The organism is Streptomyces cavernicola (assembly GCF_029968035.1).
Classification (GTDB): Bacteria; Actinomycetota; Actinomycetes; order Streptomycetales; family Streptomycetaceae; genus Streptomyces; species Streptomyces cavernicola.
Map to the genome: position 1 here is coordinate 51,073 of NZ_JASCIQ010000035.1, position 17,527 is coordinate 68,599.

Annotated in this window: 15 protein-coding genes; 14 read left to right on the forward strand and 1 reads right to left on the reverse strand. The window is 67.8% G+C overall.

Annotated elements, in window-relative coordinates:
- Nucleotides 1–48: 48 nt before the first annotated feature.
- From QIS96_RS28145 to QIS96_RS28155, 3 genes are all read left to right on the forward strand, one after another.
- On the forward strand, nucleotides 49–1,614 hold the full coding sequence (locus QIS96_RS28145; RefSeq protein ID WP_282545586.1) for an HK97 family phage prohead protease: 1,566 nt from the start codon (nucleotides 49–51) through the stop codon (nucleotides 1,612–1,614).
- Nucleotides 1,615–1,865: 251 nt separating this feature from the next.
- On the forward strand, nucleotides 1,866–3,164 hold the full coding sequence (locus QIS96_RS28150) for a phage major capsid protein (protein ID WP_282545587.1): 1,299 nt from the start codon (nucleotides 1,866–1,868) through the stop codon (nucleotides 3,162–3,164).
- A 113-nt stretch (nucleotides 3,165–3,277) separates the two neighbouring features.
- On the forward strand, nucleotides 3,278–4,252 hold the full coding sequence (locus QIS96_RS28155) for a hypothetical protein (RefSeq protein WP_282545588.1): 975 nt from the start codon (nucleotides 3,278–3,280) through the stop codon (nucleotides 4,250–4,252).
- Between the two features lie 732 nt (nucleotides 4,253–4,984).
- On the opposite strand, the gene QIS96_RS28160 is transcribed toward QIS96_RS28155, so the two are convergent.
- Nucleotides 4,985–5,761 carry a hypothetical protein gene (locus QIS96_RS28160; protein ID WP_282545589.1) on the reverse strand — a complete coding sequence of 259 codons (777 nt, stop codon included), beginning with the start codon at nucleotides 5,759–5,761 and terminating at the stop codon, nucleotides 4,985–4,987.
- Nucleotides 5,762–5,946: 185 nt separating this feature from the next.
- Between QIS96_RS28160 and QIS96_RS28165 the strand changes: the two genes are divergently transcribed.
- The 11 genes from QIS96_RS28165 (at nucleotide 5,947) to QIS96_RS28215 (ending at nucleotide 17,466) form a co-directional block, all read left to right on the forward strand.
- Nucleotides 5,947–6,420, forward strand: coding sequence for an IPT/TIG domain-containing protein (locus QIS96_RS28165; protein ID WP_282545590.1), 474 nt, complete (start codon nucleotides 5,947–5,949; stop codon nucleotides 6,418–6,420).
- A gap of 128 nt (nucleotides 6,421–6,548) precedes the next feature.
- Entirely contained in the window at nucleotides 6,549–7,016 is a 468-nt protein-coding gene (locus QIS96_RS28170; protein ID WP_282545591.1) for a hypothetical protein, read from the forward strand.
- 12 nt (nucleotides 7,017–7,028) lie between these two features.
- Entirely contained in the window at nucleotides 7,029–7,892 is an 864-nt protein-coding gene (locus tag QIS96_RS28175; protein ID WP_282545592.1) for a hypothetical protein, read from the forward strand.
- Nucleotides 7,893–8,244: 352 nt separating this feature from the next.
- A complete protein-coding gene (locus QIS96_RS28180) occupies nucleotides 8,245–8,775 on the forward strand; it encodes a hypothetical protein (RefSeq protein WP_282545593.1) in 531 nt (176 codons plus the stop codon).
- A 657-nt stretch (nucleotides 8,776–9,432) separates the two neighbouring features.
- On the forward strand, nucleotides 9,433–9,654 hold the full coding sequence (locus QIS96_RS28185) for a hypothetical protein (protein WP_282545594.1): 222 nt from the start codon (nucleotides 9,433–9,435) through the stop codon (nucleotides 9,652–9,654).
- Nucleotides 9,654–10,082 (forward strand): hypothetical protein, encoded by a 429-nt coding sequence (locus QIS96_RS28190; protein WP_282545595.1) that lies wholly within the window; start codon nucleotides 9,654–9,656, stop codon nucleotides 10,080–10,082. Before QIS96_RS28185 ends, QIS96_RS28190 begins: the two co-directional genes overlap by 1 nt.
- 85 nt (nucleotides 10,083–10,167) lie before the next feature.
- Complete coding sequence (locus QIS96_RS28195; protein WP_282545596.1) at nucleotides 10,168–10,890, forward strand: endonuclease domain-containing protein; 723 nt, start codon at nucleotides 10,168–10,170, stop codon at nucleotides 10,888–10,890.
- A gap of 81 nt (nucleotides 10,891–10,971) precedes the next feature.
- Nucleotides 10,972–11,577 carry a phage tail tube protein gene (locus QIS96_RS28200; RefSeq protein ID WP_282545597.1) on the forward strand — a complete coding sequence of 202 codons (606 nt, stop codon included), beginning with the start codon at nucleotides 10,972–10,974 and terminating at the stop codon, nucleotides 11,575–11,577.
- A gap of 104 nt (nucleotides 11,578–11,681) precedes the next feature.
- Complete coding sequence (locus QIS96_RS28205; RefSeq protein WP_282545598.1) at nucleotides 11,682–12,203, forward strand: hypothetical protein; 522 nt, start codon at nucleotides 11,682–11,684, stop codon at nucleotides 12,201–12,203.
- A gap of 291 nt (nucleotides 12,204–12,494) precedes the next feature.
- Nucleotides 12,495–16,538 carry a hypothetical protein gene (locus QIS96_RS28210; protein ID WP_282545599.1) on the forward strand — a complete coding sequence of 1,348 codons (4,044 nt, stop codon included), beginning with the start codon at nucleotides 12,495–12,497 and terminating at the stop codon, nucleotides 16,536–16,538.
- Nucleotides 16,525–17,466: a hypothetical protein gene (locus QIS96_RS28215; protein ID WP_282545600.1), complete on the forward strand. Its 942-nt coding sequence runs from the start codon at nucleotides 16,525–16,527 to the stop codon at nucleotides 17,464–17,466. Before QIS96_RS28210 ends, QIS96_RS28215 begins: the two co-directional genes overlap by 14 nt.
- Nucleotides 17,467–17,527: the final 61 nt, after the last annotated feature.

Below are 17,527 nucleotides of genomic sequence, written 5' to 3' on the forward strand. Positions count from 1 at the left end.
GGCACGGTCCCCGGCGGCCAACTGTCCACCCGCCGGAGGTTCCTCGCCGTGCCGACCGCCCCCACGTCCCGAGCCCCTGCACCCCGCAAGGGCATCTGCAGGGCGATCTTCGCCGTCACAGGCGTCGTTGACGAAGTCGCGGACCTGATCGTCCCCGGCGCCTTCGCCCACACCCTGGCGACCAGGCCCGTCAAAACCGTCTGGCACCACGAGTGGAAAGAGCCCATCGGCGTCGTCCTGGAGATCGCCGAATGGCAGCCCGGCGACCCCAAGTTCGCCGACATCCCGAACTGGCCGACCGAAGCCGGGGCACTCGTCGCGACGATCCAGTTCAACCTACGCACGTCGAAGGGCCGCGACGTGTACGAGCAGGTACGGCAGTGGCACACCCACGGCGAAGCCCAGTTCTCCATCGGCTACCGCGTCCCGCCGAGCGGCGCGACGCGCTCCGACGGTGTCAGGGTGATCCACAAGCTCGACCTGTACGAGGTCTCCCCCGTCCTGCACGGCGCGCACCCCATGACCCGCTCGCTGGAGGTGAAGGCCGACCCCGGCTCCACCGAACTGGAGCACAAGGCCACCGCCGACACCACCCTGGGCAAGAACGAACTCGGGATCCGGGCCAACGTTGAAGCAAAAAACGCCCGCGCAGCCGTACTTGAGGCCAAGGCCGCGGCCGGCCCCGACAAGAACCACGGCGACGCTGAGCACCTTCGCCACTGGTACAAGCGCGGCGAGGGCGCCACACAGATCGCCTGGGGCACAGCCGGGGACTTCGACCGCTGCGTGGCCATCGCTGGGCGCCACATGGGCTCCGACAACGCCAAGGGCTACTGCAATCTCCGGCACCGCGATGCGACCGGCATCTACCCCGCCACCCAGGCCGCCGAGAGCAAGAGCGCCCACGCCGCCGTCCTTGAAGCCAAGTCCCGCATCATCCCTGGAGCCACCGTGTCACCAATTCAGCCGCTGCCCGCGTCGTATGAGGAGATCCGAGACCGCGTCGCCGCTGCCGTCCGACACCTCCTCGCCACCGAGGAAGGAACCTGGACGTGCGTCGAGGCGACCTACCCGGACCGCGTCATCGTGTCCGTCCACCAGGACGGTGCCGGGGCCGTCAACTACGCGGTGCCGTACGACGGGACAGGCCCGGAGATAACCCTTGGAACTCCGCTGCCCGTCGAGCTGACCACCGTGGTCATCCCCGACCAGGGGCCGGCACGCGAAGCCGACCCCAGCGAGGCCGCCGACAACCGCGTCGTCCGCCCGACCATGCGAGCCCTCACCGACGCCACCACCCGCATTCAGGCAGCCGGCGGCGCCGAACAACTCGAGCCCGTCCGCGCCACTGTCGGGGAACTCCTCGCCGCGCTCTCCGCCAAGGGCCTCGACATCGGCGACGACGACGCCGAGGAGCCCCCAGCCCCGCCGTCCCCGATGGCAGGGAACGGCGCCATCGACCTGTGGGACGACGATCCGTACGACGAGCCCCACGACAGCCGCGCCCCCGAGACCCCGGACACCGACGAGGGCGAGGACGAGCGGGACGGCGAGGACACCGTCCTCCTCGACCCGGCCGAGGTGAAGGCCCAACTCGCCGCGATCCAGGGGTAGCACGCGCCACTCAGCCCACCACCAGGTCGAACCTCAGCCGCGCCCCTTCCCGACGCTCCATCCCGAACATCACCACAAAACAGCAGGTCAGAGGCCATGCGCCGCCGTCCCCCGAGTCGTAGGGAACAGCAGCACGCGACGTTAACCACCCCCGCTCTCTCAAATGCCCCGCGTTGTCGGGTCGTCCCGGTGCTGGCCGGGCGAGCGACGCACGTCAACCGCACCCAGCATCAGGGAGAGAACACCCCGCAATGGCTGAGAACAAGAGCCTGATCAACAGCCTCAAGACCCAGCTCGCCGAGAAGTCCGCCGAAGCCGAGCGGATCAGCCAGACGTTCAAGGTCGAGGACAACGGCGGCTTCGTCGTCTCCACCGAGCAGGCCGCGGCCTTCAAGAAGGTGTCCGCCGACGCGATGGAGCTCAAGCAACTCATCGCCGACACCGAGGGCATGGGCCAGGTCAAGCAGTACCTCGCCGAGCCCGACTCCGTGCCTGCCGCGGGCCAGCACTACGGCCAGAAGCAGCAGGGGCCCATGGAGGGCAAGAGCCTCGGTGACCTGTTCGTCGAGTCCGACGCGTACAAGCACGCCGCGCAGGCCGGATTCCGCGACCGCCCGTACGTCCGCGCGGAGATGGAAGGCAAGTCCATCTTCAGCCTGTCCGCCGGCACGGTGACCCACCAGGCGCTCGGATCAGCACAGAACCTCGGCATCGCCGAGCGGGCCTACCGCAAGTGGCACATCCGCGACCTATTCCCCAAGAGCAGCACCAAGAACTCCGTGCTGTACGGCGTCCGCGAGACCGGCTGGACGAACAGCGCGGCCCAGGTCAAGGAACGGTACGCCGCTGACGGCGTCTCGCCCGCCACAGGCGCAGAAAGCGACACGTGGGGCCGTGCGCCGCGCTCCAAGCTGTCCCTGACCCCGGTCATGTATCCGATTGCCGAGGTCGCTCACCTCATCGACGCCCACAAAAACATCCTCAGCGACGAGCCTCGCCTGAAGAACTTCATCAACTCGCGTATGACGGAAGGACTCCGCTATGCCGAGGATTGGGATCTGCTGCACTCGGTCGGTGACGGCCAGTCCCTGACGGGAATCTTCAACACACCAGGTGTCCAGCAGTACACGGGCCTGGCTACGGACAAGCATTCCGTGCAGATCCGTCGCGCCATCACCAAGGCGCTCCTGGCAGAGTACGAACCGACCGGCATCGTCCTCTCGCCGTCGATGTGGGAGCAGCTTGAGGTCGAGACCGACGACACCGGGGCGTTCCGCATCGCGCTGCAGGTCGCAGTCGGCGCGGAGAAGCGGATCTGGCGTCTCAACGTGGTGGAGACGACGGCCATGGCGGACGCGAATTACCTGATCGGCGCCTTCGGCATGGGAGCCCAACTGCACGACCGGGAGAACATCTCTGTGACCGTTTCCTCCGAGAATGGCGAGAACTTCGAGAAGGGCATTGTGACGTTCCGGGCGGATGAACGGGTTGCGCTCGAAGTGCCCCGTCCCGAGTCCCTGGTGATCGGTTCCTGGGTTGACCCGGCGTAATCCGGCTCGGTGGAATGTCAGTGGCTCCGCATAGAGTCCCAGTGACACAAGTGGCCCCGGAAGCTGCGGACACAGCTCCGGGGCCCGCGCCCACCTGAGTTGGAGGTGTTCGCGTGAGCGAGCCTACCTGCCTGCGGGACGAATGCCCGCGGCCGATCTACTACCGCGGCTTGTGCCATCGGCACTACCGGGAAACCCTATCGGCCCGGACAACGGGGCCCAAAAACCGGGGACTTCGACAGGCCCGCCAGCCGCTTACCTGCCCCGAATGCGGCGGCAGCTTCAAGGGGAGCACCCGCCAGTACGACGCAGTCGAATCCGGCCGACTCGCCTACTGCTCGCGCGCCTGCCAGAAGGCGTCCACACGGACGGTCGACGTGACCTGCGCGCAGTGCGGGACCGTCTTCCAGCGGAAACCCACCTTGGTCCCCAACTCCGGCAATGCCTACTGCGGCGTCGACTGCCGCAACCGGGCCGGCCGCCCCCGGCAAGGCTCCCTGGTGCCGTGCGAACACTGCGGGAAAGAGCGCTACCTGAGCCCATCCCTAGTGGGCGTGAGGCGCTTCTGCTCCATGGAATGCCGGAGCGCGAGCCGCAGAGTCGAGTGCGTCTGTATGCGCTGCGGCAAGGCGGCGGAGCGGACAAGCTCGCGTGCCACCATCTACTGCTCGCGCGAGTGCGCCCTGGCCGCCTGGCAGGAAGAGGCCACCGGCTTCCTTCGCGCCGACGGCTACCGGATGATCTCGCAGGGCTTCGGTAAGCCGTCCAAGGGAGAGCACCGCATCAAGATCGAGGCGCTTCTCGGACGTCCCCTGCTTTCCACCGAGCAAGTCCATCACGTCAATGGGATCAGGCACGACAACCGCACCGCTGGCCCCTTGGCCATGGACGAGCGGGGCCGGATGCTCTCCGGCAACCTCGAACTGTGGTCCCACGCTCAACCCGCCGGGCAGGAGATCGGCCCGAAACTCAACTACGCGAGGGGCTTGCTGGCGCTGTACGGATCACCGGAGGAGCGCGAGTTGTACGCGGCGTTCCTGGAACACGTGGTATATGTCGAAGGCATCGCGCTGGCCGAGGACGGCTGATCGGTCGGTCGACGACGTTAAACGGGGCGGCCCATATGGTCCGCCCTGTTGTCGTTGACGAGAGCGAGGTAGCCGATGCCCAAGAGGCAATCTGCCAGGTTGGCCGCTGAGTTGAACGCGCTGGCCGAAGCACCAATCGCCCGCAAGGCCCGCCGTGCGGCGTCGGGTACGCCCTGACGTCGGTCGACGAGGAGACCGCGAAGGTACTGCGCCGCATCCTCGACACCCGCCATGTCTCCTCCACTGCCATCGCTGAAGTGCTCAGCCTGCACGGCCAGGTGATCACCTCCTACACCGTGGCGCGCCATCGTCGCCGTGGTGCGGGCAATGGGTGTCGGTGCCCGCGGCGCCCCTGACGAACGACCTGAACACGCTGCTCCAGCCCAGTTCTCACGTGCAGTCGCAGCCGAGTGACGTCCTGCGCGCGCCTCCCCGGCGCCGCGATGCTGGGAGTCCGGCGTCCGCCACGAGCCCGGCGGCACCATCGTCGTCACCACTCCGGCCGCCGAACAACCGCCAAACAGCGAGGCCGACTTGTGCGCGGCGTACTGGTTGGATGTCGGGGACTGCGTCGAGTACTACGAGAACACCGCACCAGACGTACACCAACGACTTGAGCATGCGAGATGATCCGCGTGCACCGCGTCCGGAGGAGCCGGCGAGGTCTCGTCAGCCGGACTGCTCGTCCTCAGCGTGGGGCCTAACGGCTGGGACCACCTGCGGTTGCTCTGATTAGAGTCGGAAAGCTTCCATCAGCACAATGCCCACCGCTCCGTCGAGGGCGTCATGCCATAGGGCGGTGCGCTCATCATCGTCGGCGACGTTGATGACCAGGTCGGCCAATTCATGGGTTCCGGGCTGGGCGGCCGGCTCGCCGCCGGGTGCTTCGACGGGCTCTAGCACGAGTCTCCGCAGCAGGCGGCGGGTCCTCGGGTCCAGAGCCTTCAAGAAGACTGACGGGAACAGCTCATCAGCGCACATCGCAGGCGGCAGACCTTGTGATGCGCGGACCTGGGCGTAGGAGCAGAGCCAGATAGCCGCCATAAGCACGACAAGGGTTCCGTCGCCGCCTGCGACGCGAAGCTCCAAGTCGGCCATACAACGCTCACAGCCCTCGTAGGCAGCGGCAAGCGCTTCGGCTATATCGCCCTCGTCGCCAGTGATCATGCTTCGGGCGCTGTCGGGGAGAGCATGGCGACCGCTTTTGGGGCAGAGAGGATCCGAGACTCTGGCTGTCGTCAGGCGGTCGCTCTTGCCCTGGGGCGTCGGCGCTCTGACCGGTGTCGGGGCGACACCTTCGACTTCGTATCGCAGTGGATTGAATGGCGTGAGGACCGTGACAATTACGGCTTCTCCGGCCTTCTGGAACATCTCGGTGATGCTGCACCGCTGTTGGTCTGTCTGCTCCCAGGTGTCGTAGCCCCACTCGTTCTCCCGACCATCTGGCACGCGACAGCGGACGATGTACGGATAAGGCGTACCATCCGGCCTTCTGCTGCTCCCCGACACGTTGTCGTCCCCCCGGTGCTGTCTCTTGACCGACGCCGCATGTACGAGGGTAGATCATGAGGCTTCGGCCAACAGGGGCAGAATCGCCCCTCCCCCACCACCTGTCTGCGGCCTGAGCCAGAGCGCGACCCAAGCCTCGCCTGCTGCGGATCCTTCCCCGACATCGCATCCGGAGGAAGGACACCATGGGCCTGTATCGCCAGGACGGCACCCGCATCACGAAAGCCGCATTCCCCGCGGCCGCGCTCGACGATCCGCCTGTTCGGGTCACCGACGACGTCTACATTTCCGAACCGTACGGACGCGGCGACGGGCAGCCCGAGGGTTCCAAGCGCTTCATGCTCTACCCGGCCGGCACGATCGTTCTGCGCTCTGCCGTCGACCGCCTGTTCACAGCGGCGGCCCTCACCAGCATCAGCCCCGCGACAGGCCTGGCCGCGGGCGGCATCACCGTCACGATCAAGGGTTCCAACCTCGACGGCGTCTCCGCGGTCACCTTCGGTGGCGCCGCTGGCACTGAGCTGAACGTCCGCTCGACCGGCGAGCTCACTGTGAAGACTCCGCCCGGCGAAGGGGCTGTGGCCGTCGAACTCGCCGACGACAGCGGCACCGTCTCGAAGGCCAACGGCTTCACCTATGAGGCCCCGGCCGAAGGCTGACGAGTAACGCGGCGGGGGCTCACGGAGATCGAGCCCCGCCGTGCGCCCCCTCCGTACGGCGCGACACAAGCCGAGCCCGTTGTGCAGGGTGCGCGCGATCGGACCGACACCGCATGAGGAGCCACCCCATGGCCACCACCGCCCGCACCCGCAAGACCGCCGCCAAGACGGCGGATCAGGAGCCCCCGGCCGAAGCGACCGATGTCGACGCGCAGGAGCCCGACACCACCCCCGCTGCGCCGGACGCCGCTCCGCTGGAGCCGCCGCACGTAAACGAGGCTCCGGAGGCCCCGGCGTCGAGCCCGTACGTCACTCCGACCGAGGTCATTCCGGATGAGGAGAACCTGTCCGACGTCATCCTCGACGACGCCACTGGCCAGCCGCCCACCGATGTTGACGGCGTGTTCGTGCCGCTGACCCCGTTCGGTTCGACCCTTCAGTGCACCGTCCGTCTCGTCGAGCGCACGTTCCTCGGACCGCACCGCAACCCCGTCACGCGGCTCCTCCAGCCCAAGGGCGCGGTGGTCTCCGAGGGGATCGCCGCCCGCGTCCGCGAACGCCTCGACGCACAGGCCGCGCGCACCGACAAGCAGTAAGGGAGACGACGGGTGTCGGTCTACGACCACAAGCCCATGTGGGCTGGGGCGCACTACGACCCTGCCCCGGCCGGCGGCGAGGTGACGCGCCTAGACCTGTACGGCACGCCCGAGCTTGACGGGCCAGTGGTCGCCTCGGCCGCACCCGCCGACCGACTCCGAGCCGGGGTGTACCGGTTCGCCTTGCCCACTGTCGCGCCGGGCCGCTACTGGGGCACAGTCACCTTCACCCCCAACTCGGCTGCGCAGCCGGTGACGGACACGTCCGTGCGCCTCGACCTCCCCCTGGGGCGGGGGCTGGTCGGCTCGCCCGAAGCCGTTGCCGACGCCCTCGGCGTCCCGTTGCCCCTCACCTTCGCCCAGCGCAGCGCGTACGAGGAAGAGATGCGCAATGCGCAGGCCGACGTCGTCGCACACCTCAACCGGCCGCTGGTCCCGACCGCGACGACTTTGCGTGGCGTCACCCCCCGCTGGACAGACGCACTCGACGACATCGATGACTGGCCGGTCCACCTCGATGACATCGCCGAAGTGATCACCTACCGGGCCAACGCCGATGGCACGTATGACGTGGACCTCCTCGTCGGCCTGAACGGCGCACAGGAGGAGACTGTCGTGCGGTACGTCGTCGCTCACGCCGCCGAGTCCGCCCGGCAACGCCCGGACCAGAGCGCCGTTTCGGGGCGTCGCGTCTCCTCGGTGAGCGCGGAAGGGCAGTCGATCTCGTACGAATCGGCCCCCACCACAGGCCAGGCGGGGGCGCTGCCCACGATCAACAGCCTCAACCGGCTGCGCCGACTGGTGTTCCAGCCGCTGACCCGGCCGCCTCGCGCGCCGTGGCCGTACTCTTCCAGCCGCCTGCAGCGCTGGCGTTGAACGGAGGGGCTGAACGCAATGGCGGTGGTCCTTCCGAACCGGCTGCTGACGCTCTACTCGCTCCAGCACCCGTGGGCCCGAGATGCGAACGGTGTCCCGGTGCCGCCGGACCCGAATCAGCGACCGGGAGCGCGCGGTACCTGGCCCGGCTCCGCGCTGGAGCAGCCCGATGGCACGTGGTCCCTGCGCCTGGACCCCGCCGCCTGGCCCGCGGAGCCCGGCGATGTCGTCGGCGATGAGACTGGCATGACGTGGACCGTCACCACTTCCCGTCACCACCAGGTTGCAGGCTGCCCTGCCGTCGACTACGTACAGGTGGCCGCCACCCGTAACCCGCCTGAGGTGCCCTGAGTTGGCGAAGTTCACCCCGAACCCTGCACTGGGGACGTTGCTCGCGCGGATGATCGCCCCGCACGTCCAACGCATCGCCCACCAGGTCGAGGTCGAGGCCAAGCGTCTTGCTCCGCCGACGAAGCGGTGGGTCACTATGTTCGACGACAAGGTGCGCCACACCCACATCCAGGCGCAGGGCCAGGTGGTGCCCGGCAACCTGCGGTTCACGATCAACTCCATGGACTGGGACCGCAAGCATCGCGGTGTCGGGCCGAGCACGTACATGCTCCGCCCCGGCGATCGGTCGTCACGTGCGGTCGCGAACCTCAAGAACTGCCGTTGCACCACGGCGATCGACCCAGATGGCATCGCCCGCAACATCAGCACCGGCCAGCCGGTCATCAGCGGCAAGAAGGTCACCGTGACGGTCACCGTGCGCGGCCCGATGGTCGTCGACGCCGAAGTCGGCACTGTGTACCCCGGCGGCCTGGTGGCCGACGGCACCCACTTCATGGCCCGTGCTGCGGCAATCGTGGCTGCCCGCCGCTGACGCCCCCACGTAGGGGCGCCGACAGCGCGGAGACAGCCAGGTTCAGCTGCGGGTGCGTCGCACGCAGCGCGCAACGAACGTGGCCACGGAATTCACAGTGAAGGCAGCGGCTGTGCTGAGCGTGGCCGGACCTTCGGGAACGTATCCGGCGACCGCCGCTACGAGAGGGACGGCCGTCAGGAGCCCGGTGATCTCCAGAGGCCGAGGACGGCGCCACTCCCAGGGGATCTCTCGCCATGCGGCCCTCTGGCCGTGGGCCGGGGTGCGCTTCTTGCCACTCATTCGTTGTCCCTCCCGATCTGAGGTGCCGGCGTTCCGGCACAACGACCACATTGGAGGGGCCACAAGCCTAGGCAAAATGAAGTTTTCGCAGGTCAGACGGTGTGACGCCTTAACGGCGGCGGATAGCATGGCGGTGGCGTGCGCCTTTTCCGCCATCGGCATCCTATCCGGTGGCGTCAAGGTGCCAGACCGTCTGATCCCCTTTTGGCCCAGTAAACGCGTAGGCGGAACAGGCTAGTTGCTGTACCTGACGTAGACGAACGACCGCCGTCGGGCGTCTTGGGCTCATGGCAAGGTTCCCTGAGCCGAGTTGGCCGTTCACCCCAACGCAAGTGCACGCGACGCAAGCAGGCTGTGCCGCCCACAGTGCAATGCATGACTGCAAAGAACCTCACCAAGACCATCGCGCCGGAGGCCCCGGCCGACGAGGCCAAGACCGTCTCGGTCACCGTCGCCATGAACGCGCCCATGGACACCATCACGCTGTCCCACCACCTCAACATCGAGGGCACCAGCTACCAGCCCGGCGCCAAGCTCCGCGTACCTGCCGACTACGCGCGCCGTCTCCGCCTGTCGGGCTACGTCGCCCGCACCTGATGGCCGCGACGTACGAACTCGCCGACGCCGATCCCGTCTCGGCGCTCCTCGCCTGGCTCCAGAAGCACCCCCGTGTGACCGAGGCCCTGGGTGGCCCCGGCCGCGCGTCGGGCATCGCCGAAGCTCCGTGGCCTCACCTACGTGTCACCCATGGGCCCGGTGGGGACCTGCGCGCCCTGACCTGGGCGACCGAGCCCGAGGTGACCTTGGAGTTGTACGGCGACCCCGGTGGCTGGCCGGGCCAAGCGGAACTGCGGCGGATCGCACTCGTCTGCGTGACAGCCGCCACCGAGCTACCTGACATCCCTCACATGCCAGGCCAGCCCGTCATCAGCGGCGTACGCCCCTCCGGCACGCTCCTGTGGTCACCGCTCGTCGACGGCCGACCCCGCTGGATTCTGGGCCTGTTGGTCACCCTGCACCCGTAGTCGACAGGCCAGGCGCCCCGCGCCAGAAGCAGTCGACCCGATCGCTCAGGACCCCGCTGTCAGTGATGGCTGGTAGAGGTGACGTATGCCTGATGCTGCGCCTGCTGCCGCCCAACCAGCCTGTCACCAATGGAAGTTGCCGACAGTTGTGGACCCGAAACTGCCGTCGCTGGGCAAGCTGATCGCCTGGCAACGCAACCGGTGCGCACTATGCGGGGTAGTCACTGCCGCGTGCGTGGTGGATCACGATCACGCCACTGGGCTCGTGCGAGGGCTGCTCTGCTCCAACTGCAACACGCTTGAGGGCGTGAAGGGGCCCGAGGACGAGCCCTTCGCCGCTTACCGTCGTAGGCCGCCCACAGCGATCTTCGGTGTGAAGCTTCCGTACCGCCCACCAGATGACTACCGATGCGATCGCCATATCGGCTATCTAGGCGTTCCGTCCGCTTGGTCCCCTGGGGTCAGCAGTCTCATCCTGCTTGACGACCCATCGGACCGCACAGCCATGACGACCGCCATGAAGGAATACGAGCGGCATAGCCCAGGGATGGGGAACACGGCCCAAAGTGCGCTGGTCGCGTTCGAGTGCGTGAGCCCACTCCGTCCGAATGGCTCTTGCCACGATCAAGACATGCACCTGGAAGGTGAACCCCCGCCAGGAGCAGCGGTATTCGCGCCCACCCGCGCCGCGAGGGCACAGAGCCTGACCGGAACCCTGGCAGCTGGACTGACGGTGGACTTGCACAACGCACCAAAGCGTCCACCGCGTCGCGGGTCGGCCCCCCTATGGAAGCGAGTCGACCGCTGAGGCGGGAGCACGCGACGCTAGCCACCTGCTCTCCCCAAGGTTCCGGGGCCCGATCACCGGACCCCCAGGGAGAAGCCCGTCATGGCAGGCGAGACCGCCAACAACAACCAGATCGTCATCCCCTCGCTCACCCGCGTGTGGCTCGCTGAGGTCGGCACCAATGCGCCGGCCGACGCGACCGTCGCGATGCCCGCCGGCTGGCGCGCCGTCGGCCTCACCACCGAAGATTCGCTCAAATTCAACAACGAGCCGAACTTCGAGCAGGTCCGTAGCGCCCAGAGCAGCTACCCGACGCGGACCTTCCAGACGCAGGACGCGTCGACCATCGAGGTCGATCTTCAGCAGTGGTCCGGCCCCAACTTCCAGGCTGTGTACGGCGGTGGCCAGATCGACGAAGTCACCGCTGCCGACAGCAAGAAGCACTACAAGTTCACCCCGCCCCGGATCGGCGGCCGCACCGAGATCGCCGCATGCATCGAAGTGATCGACGGCGGCAAGCACTACCGCTACATGGTCCCCAGGTCGATGCAGATGGAGGGCGTGAGCACCGAGCTCGCCAAGACGAAGGAATCGGTCCTGCCCTTGCGCCTGGCCGTGCAGGGCGGCGATGACTCGGATGCCTGGTACGTCATCGCCGACGACCCGAGCTTCGCTCCTCCCGTCGTCACGCCGCCGGCGGGCGGCTGACCTCTCGCCGCGGCAGCGCGCGACGCAAGCCTCACCTGCTTGCCAGTGTCCGCGCGCTGCCGCACCCCGCGATTCAGCCCGCACACACGAGAGGCCCGCCGTTCATGTCCTTCGTCATCGATCTCGACGCCGCCGAACGCCGGGAGGTCCAGTACCCCCACGGCATACCGGTGAAGTACCGCGAGGAGCAGTTCATCTACCCGGCCGAGCTCCCGGCCAAGGCGCTCGATCCGCTGCTCTCCGAGAAGTTGGACCTCGTCGGCCTGCTCCGCGACATCATCGAGGCCAGCGAGAACCCGACGGCCGCCACCGTCATCGACCTGATCTTCAAGCGGCCCCACCTGCCTCGCCAGTTCGTCGATGCGATCTACGAGGTGCATCGCATTCTCCTCGGCGAGGAGGAGTATCAGCGGTTTGACGAGCTGGGCCCGTCTCTCCCCGCGTACGTCCGTCTCACCTTGGGCCTGATCAAGGTCTACGGAGTTGACCTGGGAAAGCTCTTTGGGCTGGGCGCCTCCTCCGAGAGCGATGGGGAGACGTCGAAGCCGACCTCAGCCGATTCCACCACGGGCTCGACGCCCGAGGAGTCTGGCGAGAGCCAGGAGAGCCCGGCTTCATCGGACTGAGGCGTCTGATCGTCCTGATCGACGGCCTCCCCGAGGACTCCCGCGTCCAGTCCGCCCACATCAACGGGTGGACCAAGGAGACGGAACTCCTGGCACAGCTGATCGAAGAGGTCAGCATCCTGGCCGCCGACCGGCGACGTGAAGAACCGACGTCCATCCCTCGCCCGTACAACCCCGCCGAAGCCGCTCCCCATCCGCCGGGCGCGCGGCCTCAACAGCAGTCCGCCGCCCCTCAGATGACGGGGCACCGGCAGATGCTCGCGGCCGCGATGCAGAGAGGAATGGTCCGCAGTGGCTGAGGGCCTGCAGGCTGGCCGCCTGGACGTGCCGGTCGTCGCCGACCTCACCGGGTTCGTACGCGAACTGCGCACGAAGGTCGAGGAGGCCGCCCAGGGCCTGGCCGTCAAGGTCAAGGTCAAGGTCGACGACAAGAACCTGCGCAAGAAGCTCGAAGCCGCCGTCAAAGAGGCGTCGAAGGGTGTCAGCGCCAAGGTCGAGATCAAGGTCGACGACCAGCGGCTCCGCACCGAGCTGGACGGCATCGCGCGGCGCATCGCCGGAACGGACGTCCGCGTGCCCGTGCGGCCTGACGATGACTCGGACAGCTACAGCCGTAACGGCGGCCTCCTCTCCGGCATCCGCGACCTGATCCGCGGGGCGCAGGGCGAGGCAGACCGCACGCCGGTCAGCGTGCCGGTGCGGATGCGGATGCCGGGCGGCCGGCGTGGGATGCGGATGCTCGGCATCGGCTCGCTGCTGTCTCTGTTGCAGCCCGCCGCGGCGGCGCTCACCCAGTACGGTGCGGGCCTGACCGCGCTTGTCTCGGCCGCCGCGCCCACTGTCGGTGTCCTCGGAGCGATACCTGGTCTGATCGTCGCGGCCGGCACTGCTGCGATCGGCGCGAAGGTTGCCTTCAGCGGGTTCGGGGAGGCGCTGAAGCAGACCCTCAAGGCGCAGCAGCAGGCCGCCACCGGCGCCAAGTTGACCAAGGCGCAGCAGGAGGCCCTTGCCCAGTCCCTCGATGGTCTGTCCGCCTCGGCACGCAAGTCCGTCACGACGGTCGCGAGCCTGAGCGGTGCATGGCGCAAGATGCGCCAGTCGGTGCAGGAACGCTTCTTTTCGCAGGTCGCGGACGAGATCAAGCCGCTGTCGTCCTCGGTGCTGCCGCTGCTGAAGGACTCGCTCGGCGATACTGCGGGGCAGCTGGGCTCGCTGGCCAAGCGAGGCGCACAGTTCATGCAGTCCGGCCCGTTCCGCCGGGACTTCAAACAGATCGCGGTGACCAACAGCACGGCTGTCGGCCACATGACCGACGGGCTCGCCAACCTGGGGCGCGCCAGCCTCGACTTTCTGGTGGCGTCCGGCCCTTTCGTCGAGCGGGCCAGCCGCGGCGCTGAAAAGGTCACGCAATGGGCGCGCGCCTCCGTCAAAGCCGGACGCGACACCGGAAGCCTGGCCAAGTTCCTCGATCACGCCGGAGACAAGGCCGCCCAACTCGGCCGCTCAGCCTGGGACTTGGTCAAGGGTCTTGGTGGTGTCGGCAAGGCCGCGCAGGACTCCGGGAACGCCCTCCTCGACGGGTTCGAGGGCACCATGACCCGCTTCAAGAGGTGGGCGAACTCGGTTAAGGGCCAGACGTCGATGAAGCAGTTCTTCAGCGACGCGGCTCCGACTTTCCACGAGTTGAACCGCCTGGTCGGGGACTTCTTCCGTGGTCTGGGGCGGGCCGCGAAGGACAACGGCGTCACCGATCTGATCCGGCAGATCCGCACGGAACTGATGCCGGCGCTCGGGTCCTTCTTCAACAGCATCGGCCAGTCGATCGGCCCTGCCCTGATCGGCCTGATCTCCAACCTGGCCACCGCGATCGGGAACCTCTCCGCAGCCGGAAGCGGGCTCGGTGTCCTCCTGGCCGCCTTCAACGGCCTGCTCCACTCCTTCAACTCGATCATGGGAGTGATCCCCGGAGCGAACACGGCCCTAGCCGCGCTCCTGGGGACACTGCTTGCCCTGAAGGTCATCAGCAGTGTCTCCGGCATGCTGCGAAGCCTCGGCTCGCAGGTGCGCGCAGCGGGAACGTCCTTCACCACTCTCGGCTCGACGATGCGCGGCTCACTCGGTCCTGGAGTGATGGGGCCACAGGTCAGCCTGTGGCAGCGGATGGGGATGGCCTATCGGGGCGCGGCGCAGGAGGGCGGACGCCTTAGCGGGACGATGCGGGGCATCGGTGCGGCGAACCGGACTGCCTCCAGAGCGATCGGCGGCATGACGTCCGCGCTGGGTGGACCCCTCGGTATTGCGATGGCTGGCGTCACGATCGGGCTTGGTCTGCTCGCCGCGAAGCAGGAAGCCGCAGCTCGTGCGGCGGCCGCACATGAGGAGCGCATCAGCTCCCTGGCGCAGGCCCTTGCCGACTCGAACGGGCAGGTCGACGCCAACGTGCGGGCGCTGGCGGCGCAGTACCTCCAGGACGCCAAGCTCTCCGACGGCAAGGGGAAGCTCGTCGACGTCCTCCGCGAAGCGGACGTCAGCCTCCGGGACGTCACGAACGCGTACCTCGACCAGGGCGGTTCGATCTCCGGGCTTGAGAAGAAGTTGCGCGCCCTTGCCAAGGAGACCGAGCACTACGTATCCAAGGGCCCCAAGGTCGACGTGCTGGAAATGAGCGACGAGGGCAAGAGATACGAGGCCGCCGCCAACGCCCTGAAGGGGATGAGCGGCGAGCTCGACAAGTTCACGACCAAGTCCAAGGAACTCAACGAGGCAATCAACGGGAGTGCCAGCACCGGCACTTCGGCGTATGACCGCCTGCAGAGCGCCGTGCAGGGCTTCAGCGACAAGACCAAGAGCGCCGACGAGCGGGTCGACAACCTGCGGCGCGCACTCGACGCCCTCAACGGCAACTCCCAGTCCTTCCATGACGCGACCGCGCAGCTCAACTCTGTGATGTTGCAGATCGACGACACGATGAAGGACAACATCGACCGCGCCGAAGGCTGGGGCAAGGCACTCGTCGCCAACGATGGCCTGGTCAACACCGCCTCTCGCAACGGCCAGACCCTGAACGGACAGCTCACCGAACTCCGTGACTCGATGCTCGGCGTCGCCACCCGCGCTCAGGAGGCCGCGGAGCAGGGCCTGATGCCCATGTCCGAAGCGATGGACAAGGGGCAGGGCGCGATGGAGCGGGCCCGCTCGAAGGCGATCCAGCTCGCGATGGACATGGGCATTCCCAAGGCCCAAGCACGCGCCCTCGCCGACCAGATGGGTTTCATCCCAGACACCGTCACCACCCTGATGACAACCAAGGGCATCCCGGAGTCCACCGCGCAGATCCTCGGCCTGCGCGCCAAGCTGGACGGCCTCGGTGCGGGGAAGTCCATCACCGTCAAGGCTCCGACCGGCGAGGCACGGAAGCAGCTTGAGCTCTTGGGCTTCAAGGTGACGGGCCTGCCTGGTGGCAAGAACGTCAGGATCACCGCCCCGACGAAGGGCGCACGCGTCGACATCGGCGCACTCGCCGCGGACATCGCGAACGCACCGAACCGGAAGAACGTCACGGTCAACGCCATCATCAAGCGGGCCACGACCGACCTGACCGCGATTCGCGACAAGGTCGCGGGCCTTCCGCCCGGCAAGAAGCTGAAGATGGAAGCGCCGACGAAAACGGCGCAGCAGATGATCAAGGACCTGGGTTACAAGGTCAAGGAACTCAAGGGCAAAAAGGTCGAGATCACCGCCCCGACCGGGACTGCGTCCAACAACGTCGCGGCGATCCAGCGGAAGATCAACGGCCTCACCGGCAAGACCGTCCACGTCACGATCCAGTACAGCACCAAGGGCAAGCCGTACGTCTCCGAGCACGCGGACGGCGGCATCGTGCGGTACGCCAACGGCGGCATCCGCCGCGCCGGCAACCGCATCAAGGCGTTCGCGGCCGGGACTGAACGGCACGTCGCGCAGATCGCCCGCCCCGGCGAGTGGCGCCTGTGGGCGGAGCCGGAGACCGGCGGCGAGGCGTACGTGCCCCTGGCCGGTTCGAAGCGCACCAGGTCCAAGCAGATCGTCGAGCAGGTCGTCCAGCAGTTTGGCGGCGTCGTCGCCTGGGCGAACGGGGCCCTGCGTCAGCACGCCGACGGCGCGGTCGCCATCAACCGCGGCACCCGCGCGACTGCTCCCCGCGCATCTGCCCCGCAGGCCGCCAGCTCCGCCCTCGTCGGCGGAGACCTCAACCTCACGATGACCGGCCGCCCCATGAGTCCAGGAGAGGCGCTCAACGACGCGATGTTCGAGCTGCGCCGCATACGCCGAGGAGGTGCCCATGTCGCCGGCTGAAGGTGAGTGGAAGCTGTCGTACGGCGCCAACGGCGTGCATCCCGGTGCCTCGTTCACGTTCGGCACCCTCCGGTCCGGCTACTACCTGCTGGAGCCGCACGAGATCGCGTACGGCGACACCGACGCAGGTGACACCCCGCTGCCGCGCGCGGACGGCATCCGCTTCGGGCAGGACTTCAAGGCCGCCGCCACCATCACCTTCGAGGTGGGCGTGGACGCCGTCGACGACGCGTTCACCCAGCAAGGCCGCCACGGTGCGAACCTGGACCGGCTGTCCGTGATGGGGCAGGCGTGGGACGCCGAGGCTCTGCGCCTACGGTTCGCGACCCCCGCCACGCTGTCGACCATGCAGGGCGGCCGAGCTCGCCGCTTCTACGGCCGCCCCCGGAAGTGGGCGCCCGCCGCGTCGAAGCTCACCAGGCAGGGCTACACGCCCGTCGTGGCAACCTTCGCGTGCCAGGACGACACCGCGTACGACGACGTCGGGCAGAACGTCCGCATCGACATCCAGCCCCCTCCGCACCGCGGACTCGTCGGCCCACTGACCACGCCACTGACGATGACCGGCGAGAGCAGCGGCAAGGTTGCCGGAGACGTCACCGTGGGCGGCAACAAGCCCACTTGGCCCGTCATCACGTTCCACGGGCCGATCACCCAGCCCGTGTGCGAAGTCGTCGGCCGCTGGAAGGCGTCCCTCAACCTCACCCTGGGCGCCGGGGAGCGTGTGGTCATCGACACGCGGCCGTGGGCTCGGACGGTGCTGCGCAACGGCAACGCCTCTGTCGCCGGGCTCCTTTACCGCGGCACACCGCGACTCGAGGACATGCGGCTCCCCATCGGCCGGCAGGACTTCGTGCTGCGTGGCACGGACACCACAGGGACCGCGTACATGACGGTGGCCTGGCGCGACGCGTACGCCTACCTCTGACCTGGAAGCACGCGACGCAAGGCGCTCGCCCGCTCGACACTCCCCGCCGGTTCGATCCAGC